Annotated in this window: 13 protein-coding genes and 1 pseudogene; 7 read left to right on the top strand and 7 right to left on the bottom strand. The window is 68.5% G+C overall.

Going from position 1 to position 20,300, the window contains the following annotated elements:
• The first annotated feature begins 20 nt into the window (after positions 1-20).
• The 4 genes and pseudogenes from D3872_RS06965 to D3872_RS06950 all read left to right on the top strand — a co-directional run bounded on the left by D3872_RS06965 (position 21) and on the right by D3872_RS06950 (position 7,549).
• Positions 21-1,039: pseudogene (locus tag D3872_RS06965) on the top strand (glycoside hydrolase family 43 protein).
• Positions 1,040-1,063: 24 nt separating this feature from the next.
• The gene (locus D3872_RS06960) at positions 1,064-4,927 is read left to right on the top strand and encodes a beta-galactosidase (RefSeq protein ID WP_229459205.1); all 3,864 of its coding nucleotides are present in this window, start codon (positions 1,064-1,066) and stop codon (positions 4,925-4,927) included.
• A gap of 100 nt (positions 4,928-5,027) precedes the next feature.
• Positions 5,028-7,136 (top strand): bifunctional rhamnulose-1-phosphate aldolase/short-chain dehydrogenase, encoded by a 2,109-nt coding sequence (locus tag D3872_RS06955; protein ID WP_119810132.1) that lies wholly within the window; start codon positions 5,028-5,030, stop codon positions 7,134-7,136.
• Positions 7,137-7,225: 89 nt separating this feature from the next.
• Positions 7,226-7,549, top strand: coding sequence for an L-rhamnose mutarotase (locus tag D3872_RS06950; RefSeq protein ID WP_119810098.1), 324 nt, complete (start codon positions 7,226-7,228; stop codon positions 7,547-7,549).
• A gap of 12 nt (positions 7,550-7,561) precedes the next feature.
• On the opposite strand, the gene D3872_RS06945 is transcribed toward D3872_RS06950, so the two are convergent.
• The gene (locus D3872_RS06945) at positions 7,562-8,494 is read right to left on the bottom strand and encodes an alpha/beta hydrolase (RefSeq protein WP_119810097.1); all 933 of its coding nucleotides are present in this window, start codon (positions 8,492-8,494) and stop codon (positions 7,562-7,564) included.
• 23 nt (positions 8,495-8,517) lie between these two features.
• On the bottom strand, positions 8,518-9,864 hold the full coding sequence (locus tag D3872_RS06940; RefSeq protein ID WP_119810096.1) for a TolB-like translocation protein: 1,347 nt from the start codon (positions 9,862-9,864) through the stop codon (positions 8,518-8,520).
• A gap of 153 nt (positions 9,865-10,017) precedes the next feature.
• Between D3872_RS06940 and D3872_RS06935 the strand changes: the two genes are divergently transcribed.
• From D3872_RS06935 to D3872_RS06925, 3 genes are read left to right on the top strand one after another with little or no spacing between them, the layout of a single operon-like run.
• Entirely contained in the window at positions 10,018-11,685 is a 1,668-nt protein-coding gene (locus D3872_RS06935) for a rhamnogalacturonan acetylesterase (protein WP_119810095.1), read from the top strand.
• Positions 11,682-12,362: a DUF6250 domain-containing protein gene (locus D3872_RS06930; RefSeq protein WP_119810094.1), complete on the top strand. Its 681-nt coding sequence runs from the start codon at positions 11,682-11,684 to the stop codon at positions 12,360-12,362. Before D3872_RS06935 ends, D3872_RS06930 begins: the two co-directional genes overlap by 4 nt.
• A 13-nt stretch (positions 12,363-12,375) precedes the next feature.
• On the top strand, positions 12,376-13,800 hold the full coding sequence (locus D3872_RS06925) for a glycoside hydrolase family 88/105 protein (RefSeq protein ID WP_119810093.1): 1,425 nt from the start codon (positions 12,376-12,378) through the stop codon (positions 13,798-13,800).
• A 10-nt stretch (positions 13,801-13,810) separates the two neighbouring features.
• On the opposite strand, the gene D3872_RS06920 is transcribed toward D3872_RS06925, so the two are convergent.
• The 5 genes from D3872_RS06920 to D3872_RS26970 are packed head-to-tail and all read right to left on the bottom strand — an operon-like array spanning position 13,811 to position 20,154.
• Entirely contained in the window at positions 13,811-14,773 is a 963-nt protein-coding gene (locus D3872_RS06920; protein ID WP_119810092.1) for a glycoside hydrolase family 43 protein, read from the bottom strand.
• Positions 14,770-16,086 carry a rhamnogalacturonan acetylesterase gene (locus D3872_RS06915; protein ID WP_119810091.1) on the bottom strand — a complete coding sequence of 439 codons (1,317 nt, stop codon included), beginning with the start codon at positions 16,084-16,086 and terminating at the stop codon, positions 14,770-14,772. Before D3872_RS06915 ends, D3872_RS06920 begins: the two co-directional genes overlap by 4 nt.
• 10 nt (positions 16,087-16,096) lie before the next feature.
• Positions 16,097-18,793: an exo-rhamnogalacturonan lyase family protein gene (locus D3872_RS06910; RefSeq protein WP_119810090.1), complete on the bottom strand. Its 2,697-nt coding sequence runs from the start codon at positions 18,791-18,793 to the stop codon at positions 16,097-16,099.
• A gap of 3 nt (positions 18,794-18,796) precedes the next feature.
• A complete protein-coding gene (locus D3872_RS06905) occupies positions 18,797-20,020 on the bottom strand; it encodes a DUF4861 family protein (protein WP_119810089.1) in 1,224 nt (407 codons plus the stop codon).
• A gap of 11 nt (positions 20,021-20,031) precedes the next feature.
• Positions 20,032-20,154 (bottom strand): hypothetical protein, encoded by a 123-nt coding sequence (locus tag D3872_RS26970; protein WP_274381698.1) that lies wholly within the window; start codon positions 20,152-20,154, stop codon positions 20,032-20,034.
• Positions 20,155-20,300 lie beyond the last annotated feature (146 nt).

Here is a 20,300-nt window from a genome sequence, read left to right as displayed (position 1 = left end):
CTTTCTTACGTGAGGTTTCCATGAAGCCTGGCAAACTGATGGCCGCCGCCGGCGCCTTGCTGGCCGCGTTGTCCGCCCACCCGCCGGCCACGGCCGGCGACACCGGGTTCGCCAATCCGCTGGTGCGCCAGCGCGCCGATCCCCACGTCACCCTGCACGCGGACGGCTGGTACTACTTCACCGCCACCGTGCCCGAGTACGACCGCATCGAGCTGCGCCGCGCGCGCACGCTCGATGCGTTGGGCGCGGCAGAGGCAAAGACAGTGTGGCGCAAGCACGCCAGCGGCGCGATGGGCGCGCACATCTGGGCGCCGGAACTGCACCGCATCGACGGAAAATGGTACCTGTACTTCAGTGCGGGGCGCGCCGACAGGGTGTGGGACATCCGCCTGTACGTGCTGGAGAACGCCGCCGACGATCCGATGGAAGGGCAGTGGGTGGAGCGCGGGCAGCTCCGGACCGGATGGGAGAGCTTCGCGCTCGACCCGACCACCTTCGTGCACCGCGGCCAGCGCTACCTGGCCTGGACCCAGCGTGCGCCCGGCGGCGGCAAGGCCACCAACATCTACCTTGCCGGAATGGACGGGCCTTTGACGATCCGCGCGCCGGCCGTGCTGCTGACGCGTCCGGAACATCCGTGGGAGAAGATCGGCCACGAGGTTAACGAAGCGCCCGCGGTGCTGGTCAGGAATGGCCGAGTGCTGCTGACGTATTCGGCCAGCGCGACCGACGCCAGCTATGCGCTCGGTCTGCTCAGCGCGCCGGCCGGCGCCGACCTGCTCGACCCGGCGTCGTGGACCAAGTCGGCGGCGCCGGTACTGCGCAGCAGCGCCGCGACCGGCCAATATGGTCCCGGTTCACCACCAGCCCGGACGGCAAGACCGACATCCTGGTCTACCATGCCCGCAATTACCGTGACATCGCCGGCGAACCGTTGCGCGACCCGAACCGCCACACGCGCGCCCAGGCGATCCGCTGGCGTCCCGACGGCTTGCCGGACTTCGGCGAGCCGGTAGCCGATGCGCCGTCACACCAATAACAGCCGCCCCAAGGAGACAACACGATGAACCGAGCAACGACACGCCTGTGCATGCTTCGCCGGACTCGCTGCGTGCGCGCAGCCGGCGCCGCGGTCGCCATGCTGGCCGCGCTTCTGGCGGGCGCAGCCCCGGCCCAGGAACTCGGCATTCCGCAAGGTTCCGGCCTGCGGGCCGGCGCCGCCGATACGCAAGCACCTACGCGTGGGGCGCAGGTCATCCTGATGCCGGCGCAGACGGCGGGCGCCGCCAATGCGCTCAGCGTGCTCGCTTCGCACGACGGCATTGCTTTCACCTCGCTGGCGTCCGAAACCTGGTCGCCGCCCACGGGCACGCTCGGCGATCCTTCGCTCATGCGCCACAGCGACGGCCGCTACTATCTGGTCTATGCCAGCGGCACGCCCGGCGGCGGCTTCGGCCTGGCACGCTCGACCGACCTGCGGCGCTGGGAGTTCGTGCGCGAGGTGCAGCTGGGGCCGGGACCCGTGCGCTCGGCCCGGTGGGTGCGCGACCGCGACGGCAGCCCGAAAGTGGTCGTGACGCTGCCGGCAGGCGGCGCCCGCGTGATCACGCCCGACGAAGGCTTTTCGCGCTGGTCGGCCGCGGCACCGATGCGCGGCCTGGACGACGGCTACCTCGACAGCGCCGTTGTGGCGGACGGCGAAGGCTACGCGGCGGTAGCGCGTGACGGCCGCAGCGGTCGGCTGGTGCTGGCCCGCGCCGCATCGCTGGCGGGACCGTGGCGCATCGACACCGAAGCAGGACTGGCCGTCCTGGGCACGGGCCTGCGCCCGTCGGCGCTGGTGCGCCTGGCCAGCGGCGGCTGGCGGTTATACGCTGGCGGCGAGCGCGCCTGGTATGCGGACAGCCGCGACGGCATGCGCAGCTGGAGCGAGAAGCGTCCCCTGGGCGGTACCGCCGCCATGGCGTCGCGTTTTGGCGCGATGGCCGATGACGCACAGGCGCTGGCCACGGCGATCGGGCCGAAGGGACGCCCACAGGCCGTCAGCTGGGACCAGTATTCGCTCAAGATCGACGGCAAGCGCGTCGTGGTCTGGTCGGGCGAGATCCATCCCTTCCGCCTGCCCAATCCATCGCTGTGGCGCGACGTGATCCAGAAGATGAAGGCGCTCGGCTTCAACGGCGTGGCTTTCTATTTCGACTGGGGCTACCATTCGCCGGCGCCCGGGGTGTACGACTTTTCGGGCGTGCGCAACGTCGAGCGCGCGCTGCAGATCGCCGAGGAAGAGGGCATGTACGTGATCGCGCGCACCGGCCCCTACGTGAACGCGGAGTTGAGCGGCGGCGGCTATCCGGGCTGGATGCTGCGCAACCGCGCCGAGGCCCGTACCGACGACCCGGTCTACCTGGCGGCCGTCGACGAATGGATGACCCAGGTGAACGCGATCATCGCGCGGCACCAGGTTACCGATGGCGGAGGTACCGTGATCGCCTACCAGCTCGAGAACGAACTGGGCAAGGTCGAGCCCAAGCACGAGCGCCAGATGGAGCACCTGGCGCGCAAGGCGCGGGCCGACGGCATCCGGGTGCCGTTCTTCCACAATGCTGCCGGCCGCCTGCCTGACTGGACACCGAAGGGTTCGAGCGCGCCCTGGGCCAATCCCGGCCCGACCGACCTGTACGCCTTCGACGGCTACCCCGGCGGCAGCTGCGATGTGCATGCCAACCCTTCTGGCGCCAACAAGGCGCCGGACTGGGGCATCTACGGCAGCGCCGGCCCGAGGGCCGGGGCGCTGTCCTCGCCCGGCACGCCGGGCTTTGCGGCGGAGCTGGGCGGTGGCTGGTTCGACTACTGGGGCTCGAACGGCACCTATGGCTGCACCGCCGAGCGCCAGGGCAAGGGCTACCAGCGGGTGTTCTACGGCACCAACCTGATCAACCGCATCACGATCCACAACATCTACATGACCTTCGGCGGCACGTCGTGGGGCTGGCTGGCCGGGCCCGTGGTGTACACCTCGTACGACTACGGCGCCGCCATCTCCGAGGACCGCGGCCTGCGGCCCAAGGCCTACGCGCTCAAGCAGCAGGGCATGTTCGTGCAGGCGGCGGAGCAGGTGCTGGCCGAGATGGACAAGGGCCCTGAGCTGGCGCCGGCCGGAGGCAAGGTGAAGGTCTACCACAACGTCAACCGTCGCCTTGGAACCCACGTGCTGTTCGCGGCCCACAATCCAGCGGACGGGCAGGGCGAGGAGCGCTTCAGCGTCCACCTGGCCACCCGCGACGGCACCTACACCATCGCGTCGCGCCTGCGCGGCCAGGACGCCCGCATGCTGCTGGCCGCCTACGCTATGGAACGCCAGCACCTCGTGTATTCGACCTCGCAACTGCAGACCCATTTCCGCAACGGTGAGCGCGACATCGTCCTGCTGCACGGGCCCGACCTGATGGAAGGCGAGACCGTCCTGCGCTACGCCGGCGCCCCCACCGTCGAAGTGCTGGCAGGGCAGGTGACGTCGCGCTGGGACGCGGCCAGGGGCGACCTGGTCCTGAACTACATGCATGACGGCCTGGCCCGGGTGCGCATCACCGGCGGCGGCCGCGCGCCGATGCTGCTCCTGCTGGCCGACGAAACAACCAGCCTGCGCTTCTGGGCCCAGGAGACGGGGGCCGGCAAGGCGCTGCAGCTCACCCCCGCGCTGGTGCGTTCGGCGACGCTGGCCGGCGGCAAGCTGGCCCTGCGCGGTGATGCGGGCGAGGACAGCGACATCGAGATCTGGGGACCGGCCTTCGATGCGGCCAGTTTCAACGGCCAGGAGCTGGCCCTGACGCGCCAGCCGGACGGCAGCGTGCACGCCGGCACGGTCAAGGGCCCGGATGCGGTGCGCCTGCCCGACTTCGGGAAGCTGGCATGGAAGCGGCGGATGGACAGCCTTGAAGCCGCGCCAGGCTTCGACGACAGCGGATGGACGCAGGCCGACCGCCGCCCGTCCGCCGCCCAGACCTGGAGCATGCCGGAACGGGGCCAGCCGACGCTGTCGATGAGCGACTACGGCTTCCATCATGGCGACGTGTGGTACCGCGGACGTTTCACCGCAAGCGATGCGAAGGCCAACCAGCTCGAACTGTTCTACGGCGCCGGCGGCGCGGGCATGATCCAGGTCTGGATCGACGGCCGTTTCGTCGGCCAGCACGAGCTCGACGTCGGGCGTTCCTTCCCCGAGACCACCGACAGCGTCAAGTTTGCGCTGGGCGACCTGCGTCCCGGCGAGCACGTCATCGCGGTCATGGTGCGCAACAACTCGCACAACTGGAACCTGATGGCCGACGACTTCCACCGCGAGGCGCGCGGCCTGATCTCGGCCTCGCTCACCGGGCGCGGCGGCCAGCGCTTCGCCGTCCCGATCGCGTGGCGCATCCAGGGCCGCCGGGGCGGCGAGGAGCTGCTTGACCGGGTGCGCGGTCCGATGAACAACGGCGGGTTGTATGGCGAGCGCGAAGGATGGCACCTGCCTTCGGCCCTGGACCGCGGCTGGCAGGCAGCGCGGATCACCGACGCGCCTCCTGCGCCGGGCACCTACTGGCTGCGCACACGCTTCAGGCTCGACCTGCCGCGCGGGCACGACATCCAGCTAGGACTGGCCTTTGGCGACACCTCCAGGCCACGTTCGGAGCGCGAGAACCGCGTGCTGATCTTCGTGAACGGCTGGAACATGGGCCAGTTCATCGCCCATATCGGCCCGCAGCGCACCTTCGTGATCCCGCCGGGCATCCTGAATCCGCACGGCGAGAACACGGTTGCGCTGGCGGTGACGAGCGATGGCCGCGCAGACAACGCGCTCGAGCCGGTCAAACTCGTGAACCTGCGCTCGGCGCGCGGCGGGGTGGAATTCGAGATGGTGGAGAGCCCGGCCCATGCCCGGCCTTGATTTCCTGAGGTTAAAGCTGGAGGTGTAGGAAAGAAGACGCCGCTTCTTGAAAATGCGAGCTTTGATCGGCGATGACAAAACAATCAACTTGGAGGATTTGATGGGCGCAATGAGCGAAACAAAGCAACGGGAACCGATCATCTCGCGCTGGGATGACCAGGCCGCGGCCACCCTGAGCGAACCGGAACTGCTGCTGTACCGTTCCAACCTGCTGGGTTCCGACCTGCGGATTACCAATTTCGGCGGCGGCAATACGTCGGCCAAGATCGACATGCTCGACCCGCTCTCCGGCGAGCAGGTCGAGGTGCTGTGGGTCAAGGGCTCGGGCGGCGACCTGGGCAGCATCAAGCTGGACGGCTTCTCGACCCTCTACATGGACAAGCTGCATGCCCTGAAGGGACGCTACCGCGGCCTCGAGCTCGAGGACGAGATGGTTGGCTACCTGCCGCACTGCACCGCCAACCTGAACCCGCGCGCGGCCAGCATCGATACCCCGCTGCATGCGTACATCGACCGCAAGCACGTCGACCACATGCACCCGGACTCGGTGATCGCGATCGCCGCCTGCAAGAACAGCAAGGCGCTGACCGCCAGGATCTTCAAGGGCGAGCTGGGCTGGCTGCCGTGGCAGCGCCCGGGCTACGACCTGGGCCTGAAGCTCGAAGCGGTGTCGCGCGAGAATCCGCAGCTCAAGGGCATCATCCTCGAGGGGCACGGCCTGTTCAGCTGGGGCGATACCGCCAAATCCTGCTACGAGACCACGCTGGCGATCATCAAGCGCGCCGAAGACTGGCTGGCGCAGAACATCCGGCAGCCGGTGTTCGGCGGCCGGGCCGCCGACCCGCTGCCGGCCGCCGAGCGCGCGGCGCTGGTATCGCGCCTGATGCCGCTCCTGCGCGGCAAGATCAGCCAGGACGAGTACAAGCTCGGCCACTTCGACGACAGCGGCGCCGTGCTGGAATTCGTCTGCAGTGCCGACCTGAAACCGCTGGCGGCCCTCGGGACCTCGTGCCCTGACCACTTCCTGCGCACCAAGATCCGTCCGCTGGTGCTCGACTTCGACCCGGCCGCGCCGGACTTCGATCGCCTGGTCGCCGGCCTGGACCCGGCGCTGGCCGACTACCGGGCCGACTACACCGCATACTACGATCGCTGCAAGCGCGCCACCAGCCCGAAGGTGCGCGACGCCAACCCGATCATCTACCTGATCCCGGGCGTCGGCATGCTGTCGTTCGCCAAGGACAAGGCCACGGCGCGCATCGCCGGCGAGTTCTACGTCAACGCGATCAACGTGATGCGCGGCGCGAACGGCGTCGACAGCTACGTCGGCCTGCCGGAACAGGAAGCCTTCGACATCGAATACTGGCTGCTCGAGGAAGCCAAGCTGCAGCGCATGCCCAAGCCGAAAGGCCTGGCGGGCCGCATCGCCCTGGTCACCGGCGGCGCCGGCGGCATCGGCCAGGCGGTCGCCCGCCAGCTGCTGCAGGAAGGCGCCTGCGTGATGCTGACCGATATCGACCCCGAGGCGCTGCAGGGCGCCGCGCAGGAACTGGCCAAGGTGGCCGGCAAGGACAACCTGGCCACGGTGCGCGGCAACATCACCAGCGAAGAAGAAGTCGCGCAGGTATTGGCCGATACCGCGCTGCGCTTCGGCGGCATCGACCTGCTGGTCTCGAACGCCGGCATCGCCTCGGCCGCGCCGCTGGAAGACACCACGCTCGAGATCTGGAAGCGCAACCAGGACATCCTGGTGACCGGCTACTTCCTGGCCAGCCGCAGCGCCTTCCAGATGATGAAGCAGCAGCGCCTGGGCGGCAGCATGGTCTTCGTGGGCAGCAAGAACGGCCTCGTGGCATCGGCCGGCGCCTCGGCCTACTGCACCGCCAAGGCCGCCGAGATCCACCTGGCACGCTGCATCGCCCTGGAAGGGGCCGAGCACGGCATCCGCGTCAACGTCGTCAATCCGGACGCGGTCATCCGCGGCTCGCGTATCTGGGACGGCAAGTGGAAGGAAGAGCGCGCCGCGTCGAACAAGATCGGCATCGACGACATCGAGGAGTTCTACCGCAAGCGCAGCATGCTCAAGCTGAGCGTCCTGCCGGAGGACATCGCCGAAGCCGTGTACTTCTTCGCCAGCGACAAGGCCGGCAAGAGCACCGGCAACGTCCTGAATGTCGACGCCGGCAATGCCGCGGCGTTCACGCGCTAAGTTAAACTACGAAGTTAAGCTACGACTACACATAGCGGGGCGCGGTGGGATGCTGCGCCCCCGAAAATCTACGAGGAGCAGGACAAGACATGACCATCCATGCCACGCGCGCATTCCGCATGAAACTCAAGCCTGGCAACGAGGACGAGTACCGGAGCCGGCACGACGAGATCTGGCCCGAACTGGCCGCGCTGCTGCGCGGCGCGGGCATCCACGATTACTCAATCTTCCTGGACGAGGCGACGCTCGACCTGTTCGCCGTGATGAAGCTGCATCCCGGGCATGACCTCGGCCCGCTGCCGGAGCATCCAGTGATGCGGCGCTGGTGGGACTTTATGGCCGACCTGATGGAAGTCGAACCGGGCAACCGTCCGAAGGAATGGCCGCTCACCCAGGTTTTCCACCTGGCCTGATCGGTTGCCGGGCTATTTGGCCCGGTCGAGCAGGCCGCGCCCGCGCAGCCATTCTTCGGCGCGGCGCGGCCAGTTCGACGCGGTACCCAGGCCGTCGCGCATGCCCATGCCGTGCGCGCCATGCTCGAACAGGTACATCTCCGCAGGCACGCCTGCGCGCGTGAGCGCCTGGTAGAACAGGATGCTGTTCTCGACCGGCACCGCCTGGTCGGCCTGCGTATGGATCAGCAGCGTGGGCGGCATCGCCTTCGTCACCTGGCGCTCGAGCGACATGAGCTGCACCGCGGCCGCATCGGGCGACGCGCCCAGCAGGGACTTGCGCGAGCCGGCGTGGACCGCCGGTCCTTCCATCGCGATCACCGGGTACATCAGCACCACGAAGTCCGGGCGCGCGCTCACCGTGTCGAGCTCCACACCGGTGCGCCCGAGCGGATGGCCGAACAATATGCCGGCACTCGCCGCAAGGTGTCCGCCAGCCGAGCTGCCCATCACGCCGATCCGGTCTGGCCGCACGCCGTAGCGTGCCGCCTGCGATCGCACCAGCCGCACTGCGCGCAGCACGTCGCGCAGCGGCGCAGGGTGGCCGAATTCGCTCTGCCGGTACTTCAGGACGAAGCTGGTAATGCCCAGGGTGCCGAGCCATTGCGCGTACTGCTCGCCTTCGCGCCGCGTCGCCAGGCGCGTGTAGCCACCGCCGGGGCAAACGATGACGGCGGTCCCGTTGGCGCGGTCGGTCGCGGCCGGATACACGGTGAGCGAAGGTTCGGTGATGTTGGTCGTGCGTCCGTCGTCGTCCGTGCGCTCCGGCCCCAGGTCCGGCCGTGCGCCGGGCACCCCTTCGGGCCAGAGAGGGATGACGTGGGCCGTGGCCGCGGACAGCGACGGCGCCGCTGCGGCGAGCAGGCTGGCGCCCACCGCCTTCATCAATCGTCTCCTGTCGATCATGGACATCCTCCGATGGTAGCGGGTTACGGCCGGGCGGGGCGCTTGAGCCAGGCGTCCGGTACCGGCACGATGACGATGTTGAGCGTGCGGCCGTCCTCCGACAGCATGGCCGACTGGATCTGGATCCTGGTGCCGTCGGCGTTGAAGGTCGGGTGCGGGTGGTCGGCAGCGGTGGTCTTGTGGCCGGTCGTGAGCAGCATCATTTCGCGGTTGCGGCGGTCGATCAGGTACAGGTTGCGGCTGAAATCGTCGCCCACCGCGAAGCGCCCGTCGCTGGAGCCGTGCACGTGCCAGAAGCCGCTGCCGGAATCGGTCTGTCCGACGATCTGCATCTGGCGCGTGCGCAGGTTGACGATCGCCAGGCCGCTCGGCTTCTCGCGGGTACCGGTCTGGCCCCAGCCGTCGTCCTGGCCCGGATTGGCGCCGCCGACGCCGGTGGCGGGACCATCGACCGCCGCCGCGGCGCCGGGAATCGCGCGGTGGCCCATGATGGCCATCGCCACTTCGTCCTTCGAAATGACCGCTTCGTGCGTCACCCATTCGTAGGGCGCTTCCGGGTAGAGCGGGCGCAGGCCGCTGCCGTCGGCGCGGACGGTCCAGGTGCGCTGCGGCGCCTTGCCGCCGGTCTCCCAGCAGAACACGATTTCGCCCGGATTCCACAGGTTGGCCTGGATGTGGCCGACCTGGAACGGCACCGACACCACGTGCCGCACCTCGCCGGTGCGCACGTTCAGGCGAGCGATGCCGTTCGGACCTGCGCCCATGCGGCGCGGGCCGAAAGCCGGTTCGATCTTCGCGCCCGGCGCCATGTGCCGGGCTGCTTCCTCCTTGCCGACCGCGAAATAGACCCATTCCTCGCCGGCGTCGAGCGCGAGGTCGCCGCCGGCCTGCAGCTCGGCGGGCAGGGTGGCGGCGACGCGCTGGTAGCTGGCAGCGGCCTGCATCGTTCCCTTTGCGCTGTCGGCCAGCACACGGCCCAGGTCGGCCTCGACGATCTGCAGGCCGGCGTCCGTGCGGCGCATGTAGAACAGCTTCATCGACTTGCGCGCGAGGTTCAGCATGCCGATGTAGCCGCCTTCGGTGACCTGCACGATGTCGCCGGTCTGCTCGTTCACCGCCAGCGCCTCGCTGCCGGCCAGGCGCGAACGGAACACCACCCAGTTGCCGTCGGCGGTCCACTGCGGGTGGGTCGGATAGATCTTGGAGTCGCCATGCGGCTTGCTGGTCAGGAAGGTGAGCATGGTCCCGGTCACGGGATCCTCGACGACCTTGCGTTCGGAAGGAAAGCGGCGCCCGATCTGGGCCGAAGCGTCCAGGCTCAGGCTCAGGGCCGCGCACAGGCACAGGAAGGCAGTGAAACGGAATCGCATGGTCGTGTCTCCGGAAGGAATGATTGTTTGACCATTGTCGTCGTATGTGTTGCCGGGAACTAATCATTTTTCTGATTCTTTGGAGCGGGCGCTCGTCGTTCCCAGCGCCGCCGCATAGAATTGAGGCAGAACAAGAATCACCGGAGACCGACCATGACCATCCTGAACGCCCTTGTGCGGGCTTGCGCGTTCCTGTCGCTAGTATGCGGCGCGGCAGCCGCGCAGGAGCCGGCACCGGCGCCGGCCGTCAATACCGATCCGGCGCGCGCCCAGGTGGTGCTGCCCGGGCCGGCCAACCCCGCGCTGCCTTCGATCATCCTGATCGGCGACTCCACCGTGCGCAACGGCCGCGACGACGGGCAGGGCAAGGGCGCGGAAGGGCAGTGGGGATGGGGCAATCCCTTCGCCGCATTGTTCGACCCGGCGCGGGTCAATATCGTGAACCGCGCCGTGGGCGGCCTGTCGAGCCGCACCTACCTGACCAGCGGCCATTGGGAGCGCACGCTGGCCTTCGTCAAGCGCGGCGACATCGTGATCATGCAGTTCGGGCACAACGACGCATCGCCGCTGAATGACGACAAGCGTGCGCGCGGCACGATCCGCGGTACGGGCGACGAGAGCAGCGAGATCGACAACCTGCTGACCGGGAAGCGCGAGACGGTGCGCAGCTACGGCTGGTACCTCCGCAAGTTCATTGCCGACATCCGTGCGAAGGGCGCCACCCCGGTCGTCGCGTCGCTGGTGCCGCGCAAGGCATGGAATGAGTCCGGCCCCGGCCCGGGCAAGGTGCGCCGCAACCGCGACGACTACGCCGGCTGGGCCGAACAGGTGGCTCGCAGCGAGCAGGCCGGCTTCATCGACCTGAACGAAACAGTGGCGCAGCGCTACGACGAACTGGGTCGTGAACAGGTGATGAAGCTGTTCCCGATGACGACGCCCGAAGAACGCATCCACACTAACTGGGCCGGGGCCGAGCTGAATGCGCGCATGGCGTTGGCCGGCCTGGTGGCGCTGGACCAGAAGCGCGCCGCGCCGTTCTTGAAGCTCGACGACGCCCGTCCCGTGGTCGATGCGCGCACCGTGCGCGACGAGACGCCGCGCGATCCTGGCCTGCCGACACTGTTCCTGGTGGGCGACTCCACCGTGAAGAGCGGCGGCCAGAACGGCGCCATCGGCTGGGGCGAGCGCATCGCACCTTACTTCGATACGCGCAAGATTAATCTGGTCAACGCCGCCATCGGCGGACGCAGCAGCCGGACCTTCCTGACCGAGGGACGCTGGGACCGGATGCTTGGCCAGTTGCGGCGCGGCGATACGGTGCTGATCCAGTTCGGCCACAACGACGGCGGACGGATCGGCGACCCGGCGTCGAAGAACCGCGCGTCGGCGCCCGGCACCGGCCCGGAGACGGTCGAGGATACGCGTCCCGACGGCACGCGCGAGCAGGTGCACAGCTTCGGCTGGTACCTGGCGAAGTACGTGGCCGACGCGCGGGCGAAGGGCGCCACCGTGATCATCGCTTCGTCGGTCCCGCACCGCGACACGTGGCAGCAGCAGCGCGACTTCGCCAACTTCGCGCAATGGGGCAAGGAGGTCGCACAGGCCGGCGGCGCTCACTTCATGGATTTGACGATGCTGGTCTCGGATGGCTACCGTACTGTCGGTGTGGCCACGGTCGATACCTTCTTCTCGGATGCACGTACCCACACGAACGCTGCGGGCGCCGACTTCAATGCCGCGCGCGTGGTCGTGGGGCTCAAGGCGCTGCCCGGCAATCCGCTCGGCGCCTACTTTTCCGACAAGGGCGCGGCGCTGCAATGAAGCCGGCGCTCGCCTTCGCAGCCTGCCTGCTGGCGCTGCCAGCTGCCGCATGCGACTCGTTCGGCGAGCGCGGCGCGCTGCTGCACGAGGACGATTTCAATGGTCCCCTGGCCGGCTACGTGGCGGAATACGCGCGCAAGCCGGGCAACGTCGTCGACAACCGCGACGGGCGCCTGCTGATCGACGTCGATTCCGGGGGCACTGTCTGGCTGGACCGGCCGCTGTCCGGGAACCTGGTCATCACCTACACGCGGCGGGTCGTGATCGACGGCGGGAACAACGACCGCCTGTCGGACCTGAACCATTTCTGGATGGCCCACGATCCGGCCAACCCCGACCTGTTCACCCGCTCCGGCACGTTCGAGGACTACGACAGGCTGCACCTGTACTACGCTGGCATCGGCGGCAACGGCAATACGTCGACGCGCTTGCGGCGCTACGGTGCGGGGCAGCGCGTGCTGCTCGGCGAACACCTCGACCGTGATCACCTGCTCGCGCCGAACCGCGACTACCAGGTCGAGATCGCGGTGTACAACGGCTGCACCCGCGTGCGCGTGGACGGCAAGGACTACTTCACCTACCGCGACCCGCAGCCATACACGCGCGGGTACTTCGGCTTCCGGACCACTTGGTCCCGCCACACCATCGACAATCTAGCAATCCACCAGCTCAAATAAAGGAGACACTTTAATGAAATTCCCAACGCCGCGCCGTGCCCTGACAGGCCTGCTGGTCGCAGGCCTGTTCCCAGTGGCCATGAGCGCTTCGGCGCAGGACGCCCCGCCACCGCAGGAGAAGGGCCCGGCCGCCGCCGACGCCATGCTGCATGCGCTGGACGTGAAGTATCCGGCGCCGTACCGCGCCATGGACGCAGCCGAGGTGAAGGCCGTGCTCGACCGCGTGTTCACTTACCTGGACCGCACCACGCCGGCAGAACTCATCAACAAGACCAGTGGCGCTGCGGTCACCGACCTGTCGCGCGCGGACCCGGAAGCAGTGCTCAAGCCGGGCGACTTCCGCCTGACCAGCTACGAGTGGGGCGTCACCTACCTCGGCATGCTGGCCGCAGGTTCGGCCACTGGCGACCAGCGCTACGCCGGCTACGTCAGCAAGCGCCACCAGCTGCTGTCGCAGCTGACCCGCGCCTACCTGCCGGCGGTGCAAGCCGATCCCGCAGGCTCGGCTGCGCCGATCAAGAGCTTCCTGAATCCGCATGCGCTGGACGACGCGGGCGCCCTATGCCACAGCTTCATGAAGGCCAAGCTGGCCGGCTCGAAGGTCGACTACGGCCAGATGATCGGCATCTGCGGCGACTTTGTCACGAAGAAGGAATACCGCCTGAAGGACGGTACCCTGGCGCGCGGCGGCCCCGACGGCAAGGGCGGAGTGAAGATGCGCCCGCTCCAGAACACGCTGTGGCTGGACGATATGTTCATGGGCGTGCCGACCATGGCCTACCTCGGCAAGACCACGGGTGACCGCAAGCACTACGACGACGCGGTGCGCCAGGTGCAGCAGTTCTCGAAGCGCATGTTCAACCCCAAGCTGGGCATCTACATGCACGGCTACGTCGAAGGCATGCGCGACCATCCGGAATTCCACTGGGCGCGCGCCAACGGCTGGGCGGTAATGTCCATGGTCGAGGTGCTGGAAGTGCTGCCGAAGGACCACAAGGGCTACCAGGCGGTGCTGGAACAGCTGCGCGCGCATATCCGCGGCCTGGCCGCCTACCAGGCCAAGGAAGGCTTCTGGCATCAGCTGATCGACCGCAGCGATACCTACCAGGAGACCTCGGCCACCGCGATCTACGCCTACGCGATCGCGCGCGCTGTCAACCGTGGCTACGTAGAGCCGGAGATGTACGGCCCGATGGCCAACCTGGCCTGGAACGCAGTGGCCAGCAAGGTGCTGCCGAACGGCCAGATCGAAGGCATCTGCGTCGGTACCGGCATGGCCTTCGACCCGGCGTTCTATGCCTACCGCCCGACCAGCGTGAAGGCGGCGCACGGTTACGGCCCGGCGCTGCTGGCCGGCGCCGAGATCATCGAGATGAACCGCAAATACAAGTTCGGCCTGAACGACAGCGGCCTGATGTTCCAGGGCGGCCGGCAGTAATCCTGAAGGTTCAGGGCGCCAGCGCCCTGAGCCGGTCGACCAGGCTGGCAGGGGCCGCGAAGGCAGTCCCGTGGCGCATGCGCTGCGGGAAGCGCGTGCGCTGGCTGACGTCTTCCCAGTGCAGCATGTCGCGCGAGCGCAGCGCCCCGTAGTGGCCGGACGTATAGGCATCGTAGTAGACGATCACCTCGTCGCCGGCCTGCAGCGCGCTCGGTCCCTCGGTCCACAGCCCGGGCGGCGTGATTGGCGCGCCGAGCGCCCCGAAAGGGCCGTCCAGGCCGCCGGCCGCCGCCACGCGCAGGTGCTTCCTTGGCGGATGCCGTGTTTCGTCCTTCACCAGCAGCCAGTCGCGTCCCAGTGCGCGCACGAAGGTCGCATCGATCACCGAGAAGCCGGGGTCGTAGAACAGTGCCGTCGGCGTGAAGCGGACGAAGTCGGTCGTGGTGGTCGCGTAGATGCGGTGGTTGTACTTGCCGTCGCCGGCGCCGTCCGTGAGCGGGAAGCGGCCCGGTATGGTCGACGACCACAGGATCAGGTAATGACCGCGCCGGGCGTCATGGACGATCTCGGGCGCCCAGGCATTGAGCGAATCCGGCTCGTGCGCCATCACGGGCAGTTCGCGCTGCGCCGACCACTGGACCAGGTCGGGCGACGACGCGTAACCGATGCCGGTCTCGTTCCAGCCGCTTGTCCAGACCATGTGATAGAGGCCGTCCGGCCCGCGCGTGATGCACGGGTCGCGCATCAACTTCGCCTTGCCCACCGCGGGAGCCACGAAGCTCGAGCCGCCGCGCAGCGCGTCCCATCGATAACCGTCGGTGCTGGCCGCCAGGTGCAGGCCGTCCGCGCCGTTGCCGACGAAATAGGCGAACAGGTAGGCCTGCGCTTCGGTCTCGCGGTTCGGGCGTGTCAGCGCAGCGCACCCGCCGAGCAGGCCGCCAGCCAGCAAGGACAGGGCGGCGCGCCGTTTCACCGGGCGGTTCCGGTTCGCACTTCCTTGTTGCTTTCGTCGCCAGGCGGGCGCTCCTGCGTCCGGCGCGGGCTCGCTGGCAGCGCGAAGGTGGCGACAGGATCGGGCCGGGCCGGATCGAAGCGGAAGTCGGGGACGATCTGGGCGGACACCGGAATGCCTGCCTGGCGCATGCCCAGCGCGACAGTCTTGGCCAGCAGGTAGCTGCCGTAGCTGTTGTGATGGGTGTTGTCCAGCCGGCCCGGTGCGGGCGCGGCGAAAGCTGCCTTCGAGCCCTCGGGGCCAAGGGCTTCGTAGAGTGTCCTGCTCATCACGTTCAGGTCGATGAAGGGCACGCCCAGTTCGCGGGCGGACTGGCGTGCGGCCTCGGCGTAGTCGAGCAGCGAGGGCTTCAGCCGGCCTTCCTCGTCGAAGGCGCGGCGCTCGACCGGCGAAATGATCACTGGCAGGCCGCCGCGTGCGCGGACCGCCTCCACGTGGGTCTTGATCTCGGCCTTGTAGGTGGTGAACGGTCCGCCGCGGCCATCCTTGATCTGCTTCTGGTCGTTGTGCCCGAACTGCATGAGCAGGGCGTCGCCGGGCTTCATCATGCTCAGGATCTTGTCGATGCGGCGGCGCGCGATCGAATCGCGGTAGGTTTCGCCGGACTGGGCATGGTTGGACACCGCCACGCCGGGGCCGAAGAAGCGCGGCAGCATCTGGCCCCAGCTGTTGTAGGGTTCACCCGGCTGGTCGCTCACCGTCGAGTCGCCGAGCAGGAAGAGCGTCGGCACGTCGGCCGGAACGATCTCCACGCGGCGCACCGCGGCCGGATCGCCGTTGAATTCGAGCGTCAGGCGCTGGTCCCAGTTCCACGCTTCCTGCTCTACTTCGCGCGGCGCCTTGAGTCTGACCTCGCCCGCCGGGACGCCCGGCACTGCGGCGATCCGGGGCGTACGCACGTTGACGGTGAAGGTGCGCGTCACGGTCTGCCCGGCCGCGGCCGGGACGTTCTCGAGCATCAGGCGGCGCAGTTCGGACTTTACCGTGGTGGTGGACGGCGCCTTGTCGTCGCCCAGCGTGACGGTGACGGCGTAGTTCCCTTCCGGGAGGCCGACGGAAAAATGGCTGGCGCGGGCGCCACTTTCCTGGGATTCGAAGCCGTAGCCGCGTGCCTCGCTGTAGGCGGTGCCAGGGGCCACGCTGGTAAAGCCCGCAGACGCGGCGGATGGGTCGAAGGAGAAACGATAGGGCGCCGCTGCATGGGCCTGCGTGGCAAGGGCCGCCAGCAGTGCGGCAGCCGCCACGCGGCCAAGGGTTAATTGGTTCGATGTCATGTTGTGACTCTCAGGTAGGCGGCAGCGCGTCGCCGACGAGCGCGAGGTTCTGGATCGCCGCCAGTCCCCACTGCGCCGTGTCGTTGGTGGTCACCGACGGCACCTCGGTCACCGGGTTGAGCACCGCAGCGCCGGCGACGCGCGCCGGGACAAACGGCGGGGTGCGCCCATCGGGACCTGCGAACTCCTTCCATGCACGCCGCGCCAGCGCCGGGTCCTTGCGCTTCCAGGCCGCGTAGGCGGTCAGTCGCGAATGACCCAGGTACAGGGCGTTGCCGGCGCCGTGCGGCTTGCCCAGGCGCCGGCGCTGCTCGTCGGCGGGCGCGTTGAACAGCTCGCAGTAGTCGAGCCAGGCGCGCTCGAAGTCGCGGTCGCCGGTCAGGGCGATCAGTTCGTCGAAGATCTCGACGGCGCCGAACACGGCGTTCAGGTGCGAGGCGCTGGCGCCGGTGCCGATCATGTTGTGCAGGCGCCCGCTGTCGGGCTCGTAGCCCATGCGGTCGCCGTTGAAGAAGCCGTGCGGCATCGCCGCGATGTCGCGCATGCCAGTCAGGATCCGGTCGCGGTAGCGGGTACTGCCGCTGCGCTCCCATTCGGTCAGCCAGTTCGCCACCAGCGACGCCCAGTCGGTGCCGAAGCTCGCGCGCACCGGATACGGGCCCTTGGGTGGCTGGTCGGCTATTTTGCGCACCGGGTCGACCGCGTCGAGCCGGCGGTCGGCGTCGAGAACCTCGCGCATGACGTCGCCGATGCGTTCGTCCGCCGTGAAGTAGTAATACATGCGCCGGTAGACCGCAGTGCTGATGCGCACCTGCTTGGCGCTGCATCCCCAGTGCTGGACGTTGTGGCGCGTGCCCAGGCCCGCGAAGCGCCCCAGGTGGTAGGTATCGACCTCGCTGGTGTGGCGCACCATGGCTTCGCCCATCCGGAAGATGTCGGCGCGGCCGGTGCGCAGGAAGGAATACCACAGCCACAGGTCGGGCGAGAGTTCGGAGTTGGCCCACGCGTAGCCGCCGACATCGTAGCGCCACTCGTGGCGGTCGGCGTCGTAGGTATGGCGCACGTCGCCGTAGTCCCAGAAGCCGTACCAGCGGCGCTGTTCCACTTCGTTGCGGTAGAAGTCGAAGTGGGCGTCGAGCCGGTCCTCGATGCGTGCGCGCGCCGGCGTGGAGCGGTCGGGGAGCGACCACAGGTTGCCGAACACGCGTGTACCAAGGATATGGGCGGGCGCGGGCACCAGCTGGGGCGGGGTCTGCACCGCGGCAGCCATCTGCACCAGCCGCTCACGCGCCGGTGTCGCATCCAGGGCCCACAGCGTCAGTTCGCTGCTGCGCGCCACGCCCACCGGCGTGCCGAAGCCTTCTTCATAGTCCTCGTAGGTGATATCCAGGCCCTGCAGCTCTTCGGCATGGGTGTCCATGCCCATGCCGTCGTGGTAGAAGCGCAGGTCCATCGCCGGCGCGTCGGGTGACCACATCCAGAGCGTAACCTGGGCTGCGTCCGTGTGGGCGTTGCGGATGTCGAGCTGGGTCGGGTGGCGCTGCCAGAAGTCGCGCAGGCCGAAGGCAACGCCACCGCTGGTGCCGCCGATGTAGCCGAGGCCGGGTGCGCGCCGGCCCCAAGCCGCGTCGATCCAGCCATGGCCGGCCTTGGTGCGCTTGCGGATGCGGAAGCTGTCGGCGGACATTTGCGAGAGGCTGTAGTCGCCCCAGGCTGGGATCAGGTGCAGCGACCTGCTGACCCGCTCCGTCATCGGCGGAACGGCCAGCCCGGCCAGCTGCGCCTTGCGCACCGCTTCGCCGGGGTCGCGGCGCAGGCCGGTGAGGTTGCGGACGCCTTCGGCCCACAGGCCGCCGGATTCGCCGCCGAAGCGCACGTGGCGCTCATGCGGGACGTCGGCCAGCGGCACGTCGAAGCGCAGCCCGAGGCCACGCAGGAAGTCCTTTTGCTCGTCGCCGTCAAAGACGAAGGTGTGCATGATGCGCACCGATTCGGCGCCGGCGTAGAAATACAGGCGCACCGTGAACGGCAGCCAGGACCGGCCAGTTCCACCGGCTTCGCGGTGATGGCCTTCGACCTTGACCACGCTGCGGACGGGACCGTGCTGCTCGAGCGTGACGCGCGTGAGCTGGCTGTCGAAGGCCGTCTGGCGCGTGGTGCCGTCGCTGCCGTCAGGGCGGTCGTCACTCAGTGCGACCAGCCTGCCCGCGCGGGCGGTCTCGCGCTTGCCGCGCCGGATGCTGCGGATGATGTCGCCGCCCTGGCGCGGGATGATGCATTCGATGACCCCGGTGTCGACCACGATGGCATCGGCGCGTTCGCTGACCATCAGCGCATGGGCGCTTGCCGACCGCGAGGCGCCGGGGCGCAGCTGCAGGCGTTCGGGCATGGCTGCCTGGGCTGGCAGGGCGTGCGCCGTCCATTTGAGCGAACCGTCGGGCCAGTAGGCGATCGGCCAACTCTGGCAGGCCAGTGCGCCGCCAGCGCCCGACAGGGCGAAAGCCTGGTCCTTGCGCAGCGCGCCGCGCGGCCATGGCACGCCGAAGGTGGTGCCGGTCATGAGTGACGGCGCGCCTTCGAGCCAGGCCAGGTCGGCCGCAGGGGGCGCGGCGGCCGCCGCACGCGCCGGCGTGGCGCGCACGGCCAGCGGCAGCGCGGCGGCCAGCGCGCCGGTCTTGATGAACCCGCGTCGGGACAGGGGCGCCATCGCTCAGCGCCCCGCGGACAGGCTGACGCTGACCGGCGCGCGCAGGCGCGCCGCTTCCTCTGCGACGTGGCGCTGCCAGTCGCGCTGCGTGGCAAACGGGCTGCCGCGGGTCCAGGCCGCGCCCACGTGGTAGCGCAGTGGCTGGCCGGAGGCGACGGGCGCCGTCACCAGGGCGTTGCGCTCGTCGGCGGCAAAGCCCACGGTGCCTGCGGGCGGCACGATCACGGCCACGCCGAAGTCGCCGAAGCTGCGCTGCGTGATCCATTGCACCAGCGTGCCGTCGGTGCGGTTCTCGTTGAAATCGACTTTCACTTCCTGGCCCTTGTCGCTCGGACGCTTGTTCAGTCCTACCGCCGCCGTCAGTTTGGACGGGCCGGCGAAGGTGAAGGTGCTGTCGATGCGGTCGAAGTAGCGGCCGGCATCCACGGTAAAGCGCTTGACTTCCGAAACCTTGGTGCCGGCGGCGTCCCAGGCATCGTAGCTCAGTTCAAAGACGGTGCGCACCGGGCCGTTGGCCACGATCTTCCACTGGCGGTAGTTGGTGCCGACGTGGAGTGCCTTGCCGTCCCAGATGCCGGTGCCGCCCGCGCCGCGGGTCGGGCCGACGTTGTACATGTCGATGCCTTCCCCCTGGTCGACGTGGTAGTGGTCGTGGCCGATGTTGTACCAGCGGTCGACGATCGGATACGGCACCCGCTTGAACCAGATGTCCAGGCCGCTCGTGACCAGCACTTCCTTGTTGCTGCCCGCCGGCGCCGGCACGGCAAGGGCCGGGCCGTAGGTGCGGTGGGCTAGCTTGTCGTTCTCCCAGCCGAAGTCATCGAGGCGCTCCTGCACGAAGCGCGCATAGGTCTTGGGCGCGAACGGCGGCACGGTGGCGCCGGCCTTCTCGACGGTAAAGGTGGCGGTCTTCTCGCCCGGCGCGAAGTCGTGCTGAAACAGCAGTTCGCCGTAGGCGGCGCCGGTCATCTCCGGATCCTTGGCCATGGGCGAAATGTTGGTCACCTGGTAGGGCAGGGTGCGGCCAGCGCCGTCCTTGATGACCAGCTGCTGGGACAACGCCTGCGGCAGCGCCTCGTTCACGCGCGTCCAGGGGATGGCGATGGTCTCGGCCGGGCGGGCGATATCAAGGGAATGGCTGACGGTGATGGTCAGGCGCTCGGCGGCGCTGGCGCCCGTTGCAAGCAGTGCGGCGGCCAGCGCCGGCAGGGAGAAGCGTAGAATCATGTCGGAATGCGCTATCGGGGTTGATTGGATGCCCTGGGCGGCGGCGTCATGCCTTCGCCGAGGAAGAAGCTTGGGTGTGGCGGCATGCGGTGTCCGGGCTGCAGCGGGTTGTCGATGTGGGTGATGAATGCCATGGTCTCGTGGGTCGCTCGTTCAAGGCTTGCTCATCCGAGTATTCATTTTCCACGTCGACGGTGTCAACATCTTCGCAATTTGCCGGCCCATTTAATCAGCCGCGTGAGCGGTTGTGAATACACCCGCGCGATCATCGAGGTGATTA

This window comes from Massilia cavernae, assembly GCF_003590855.1.
Classification (GTDB): domain Bacteria; phylum Pseudomonadota; class Gammaproteobacteria; order Burkholderiales; family Burkholderiaceae_D; genus Telluria_A; species Telluria_A cavernae.
Note: the sequence above shows the minus strand (reverse complement) of the source record. Positions and strands in the feature narration are given on the sequence as shown.

What these genes read in the sequence shown, in the direction of transcription:
- D3872_RS26970 (WP_274381698.1), bottom strand. Translation starts at nt 20,154, where the DNA reads ATGGCATTCATCACCCACATCGACAACCCGCTGCAGCCCGGACACCGC.
- D3872_RS06910 (WP_119810090.1), bottom strand. Translation starts at nt 18,793, where the DNA reads ATGGCGCCCCTGTCCCGACGCGGGTTCATCAAGACCGGCGCGCTGGCC.
- D3872_RS06950 (WP_119810098.1), top strand. Translation starts at nt 7,226, where the DNA reads ATGACCATCCATGCCACGCGCGCATTCCGCATGAAACTCAAGCCTGGC.
- D3872_RS06925 (WP_119810093.1), top strand. Translation starts at nt 12,376, where the DNA reads ATGAAATTCCCAACGCCGCGCCGTGCCCTGACAGGCCTGCTGGTCGCA.
- D3872_RS06955 (WP_119810132.1), top strand. Translation starts at nt 5,028, where the DNA reads ATGGGCGCAATGAGCGAAACAAAGCAACGGGAACCGATCATCTCGCGC.
- D3872_RS06915 (WP_119810091.1), bottom strand. Translation starts at nt 16,086, where the DNA reads ATGACATCGAACCAATTAACCCTTGGCCGCGTGGCGGCTGCCGCACTG.
- D3872_RS06940 (WP_119810096.1), bottom strand. Translation starts at nt 9,864, where the DNA reads ATGCGATTCCGTTTCACTGCCTTCCTGTGCCTGTGCGCGGCCCTGAGC.
- D3872_RS06905 (WP_119810089.1), bottom strand. Translation starts at nt 20,020, where the DNA reads ATGATTCTACGCTTCTCCCTGCCGGCGCTGGCCGCCGCACTGCTTGCA.
- D3872_RS06960 (WP_229459205.1), top strand. Translation starts at nt 1,064, where the DNA reads ATGAACCGAGCAACGACACGCCTGTGCATGCTTCGCCGGACTCGCTGC.
- D3872_RS06935 (WP_119810095.1), top strand. Translation starts at nt 10,018, where the DNA reads ATGACCATCCTGAACGCCCTTGTGCGGGCTTGCGCGTTCCTGTCGCTA.
- D3872_RS06945 (WP_119810097.1), bottom strand. Translation starts at nt 8,494, where the DNA reads ATGATCGACAGGAGACGATTGATGAAGGCGGTGGGCGCCAGCCTGCTC.
- D3872_RS06930 (WP_119810094.1), top strand. Translation starts at nt 11,682, where the DNA reads ATGAAGCCGGCGCTCGCCTTCGCAGCCTGCCTGCTGGCGCTGCCAGCT.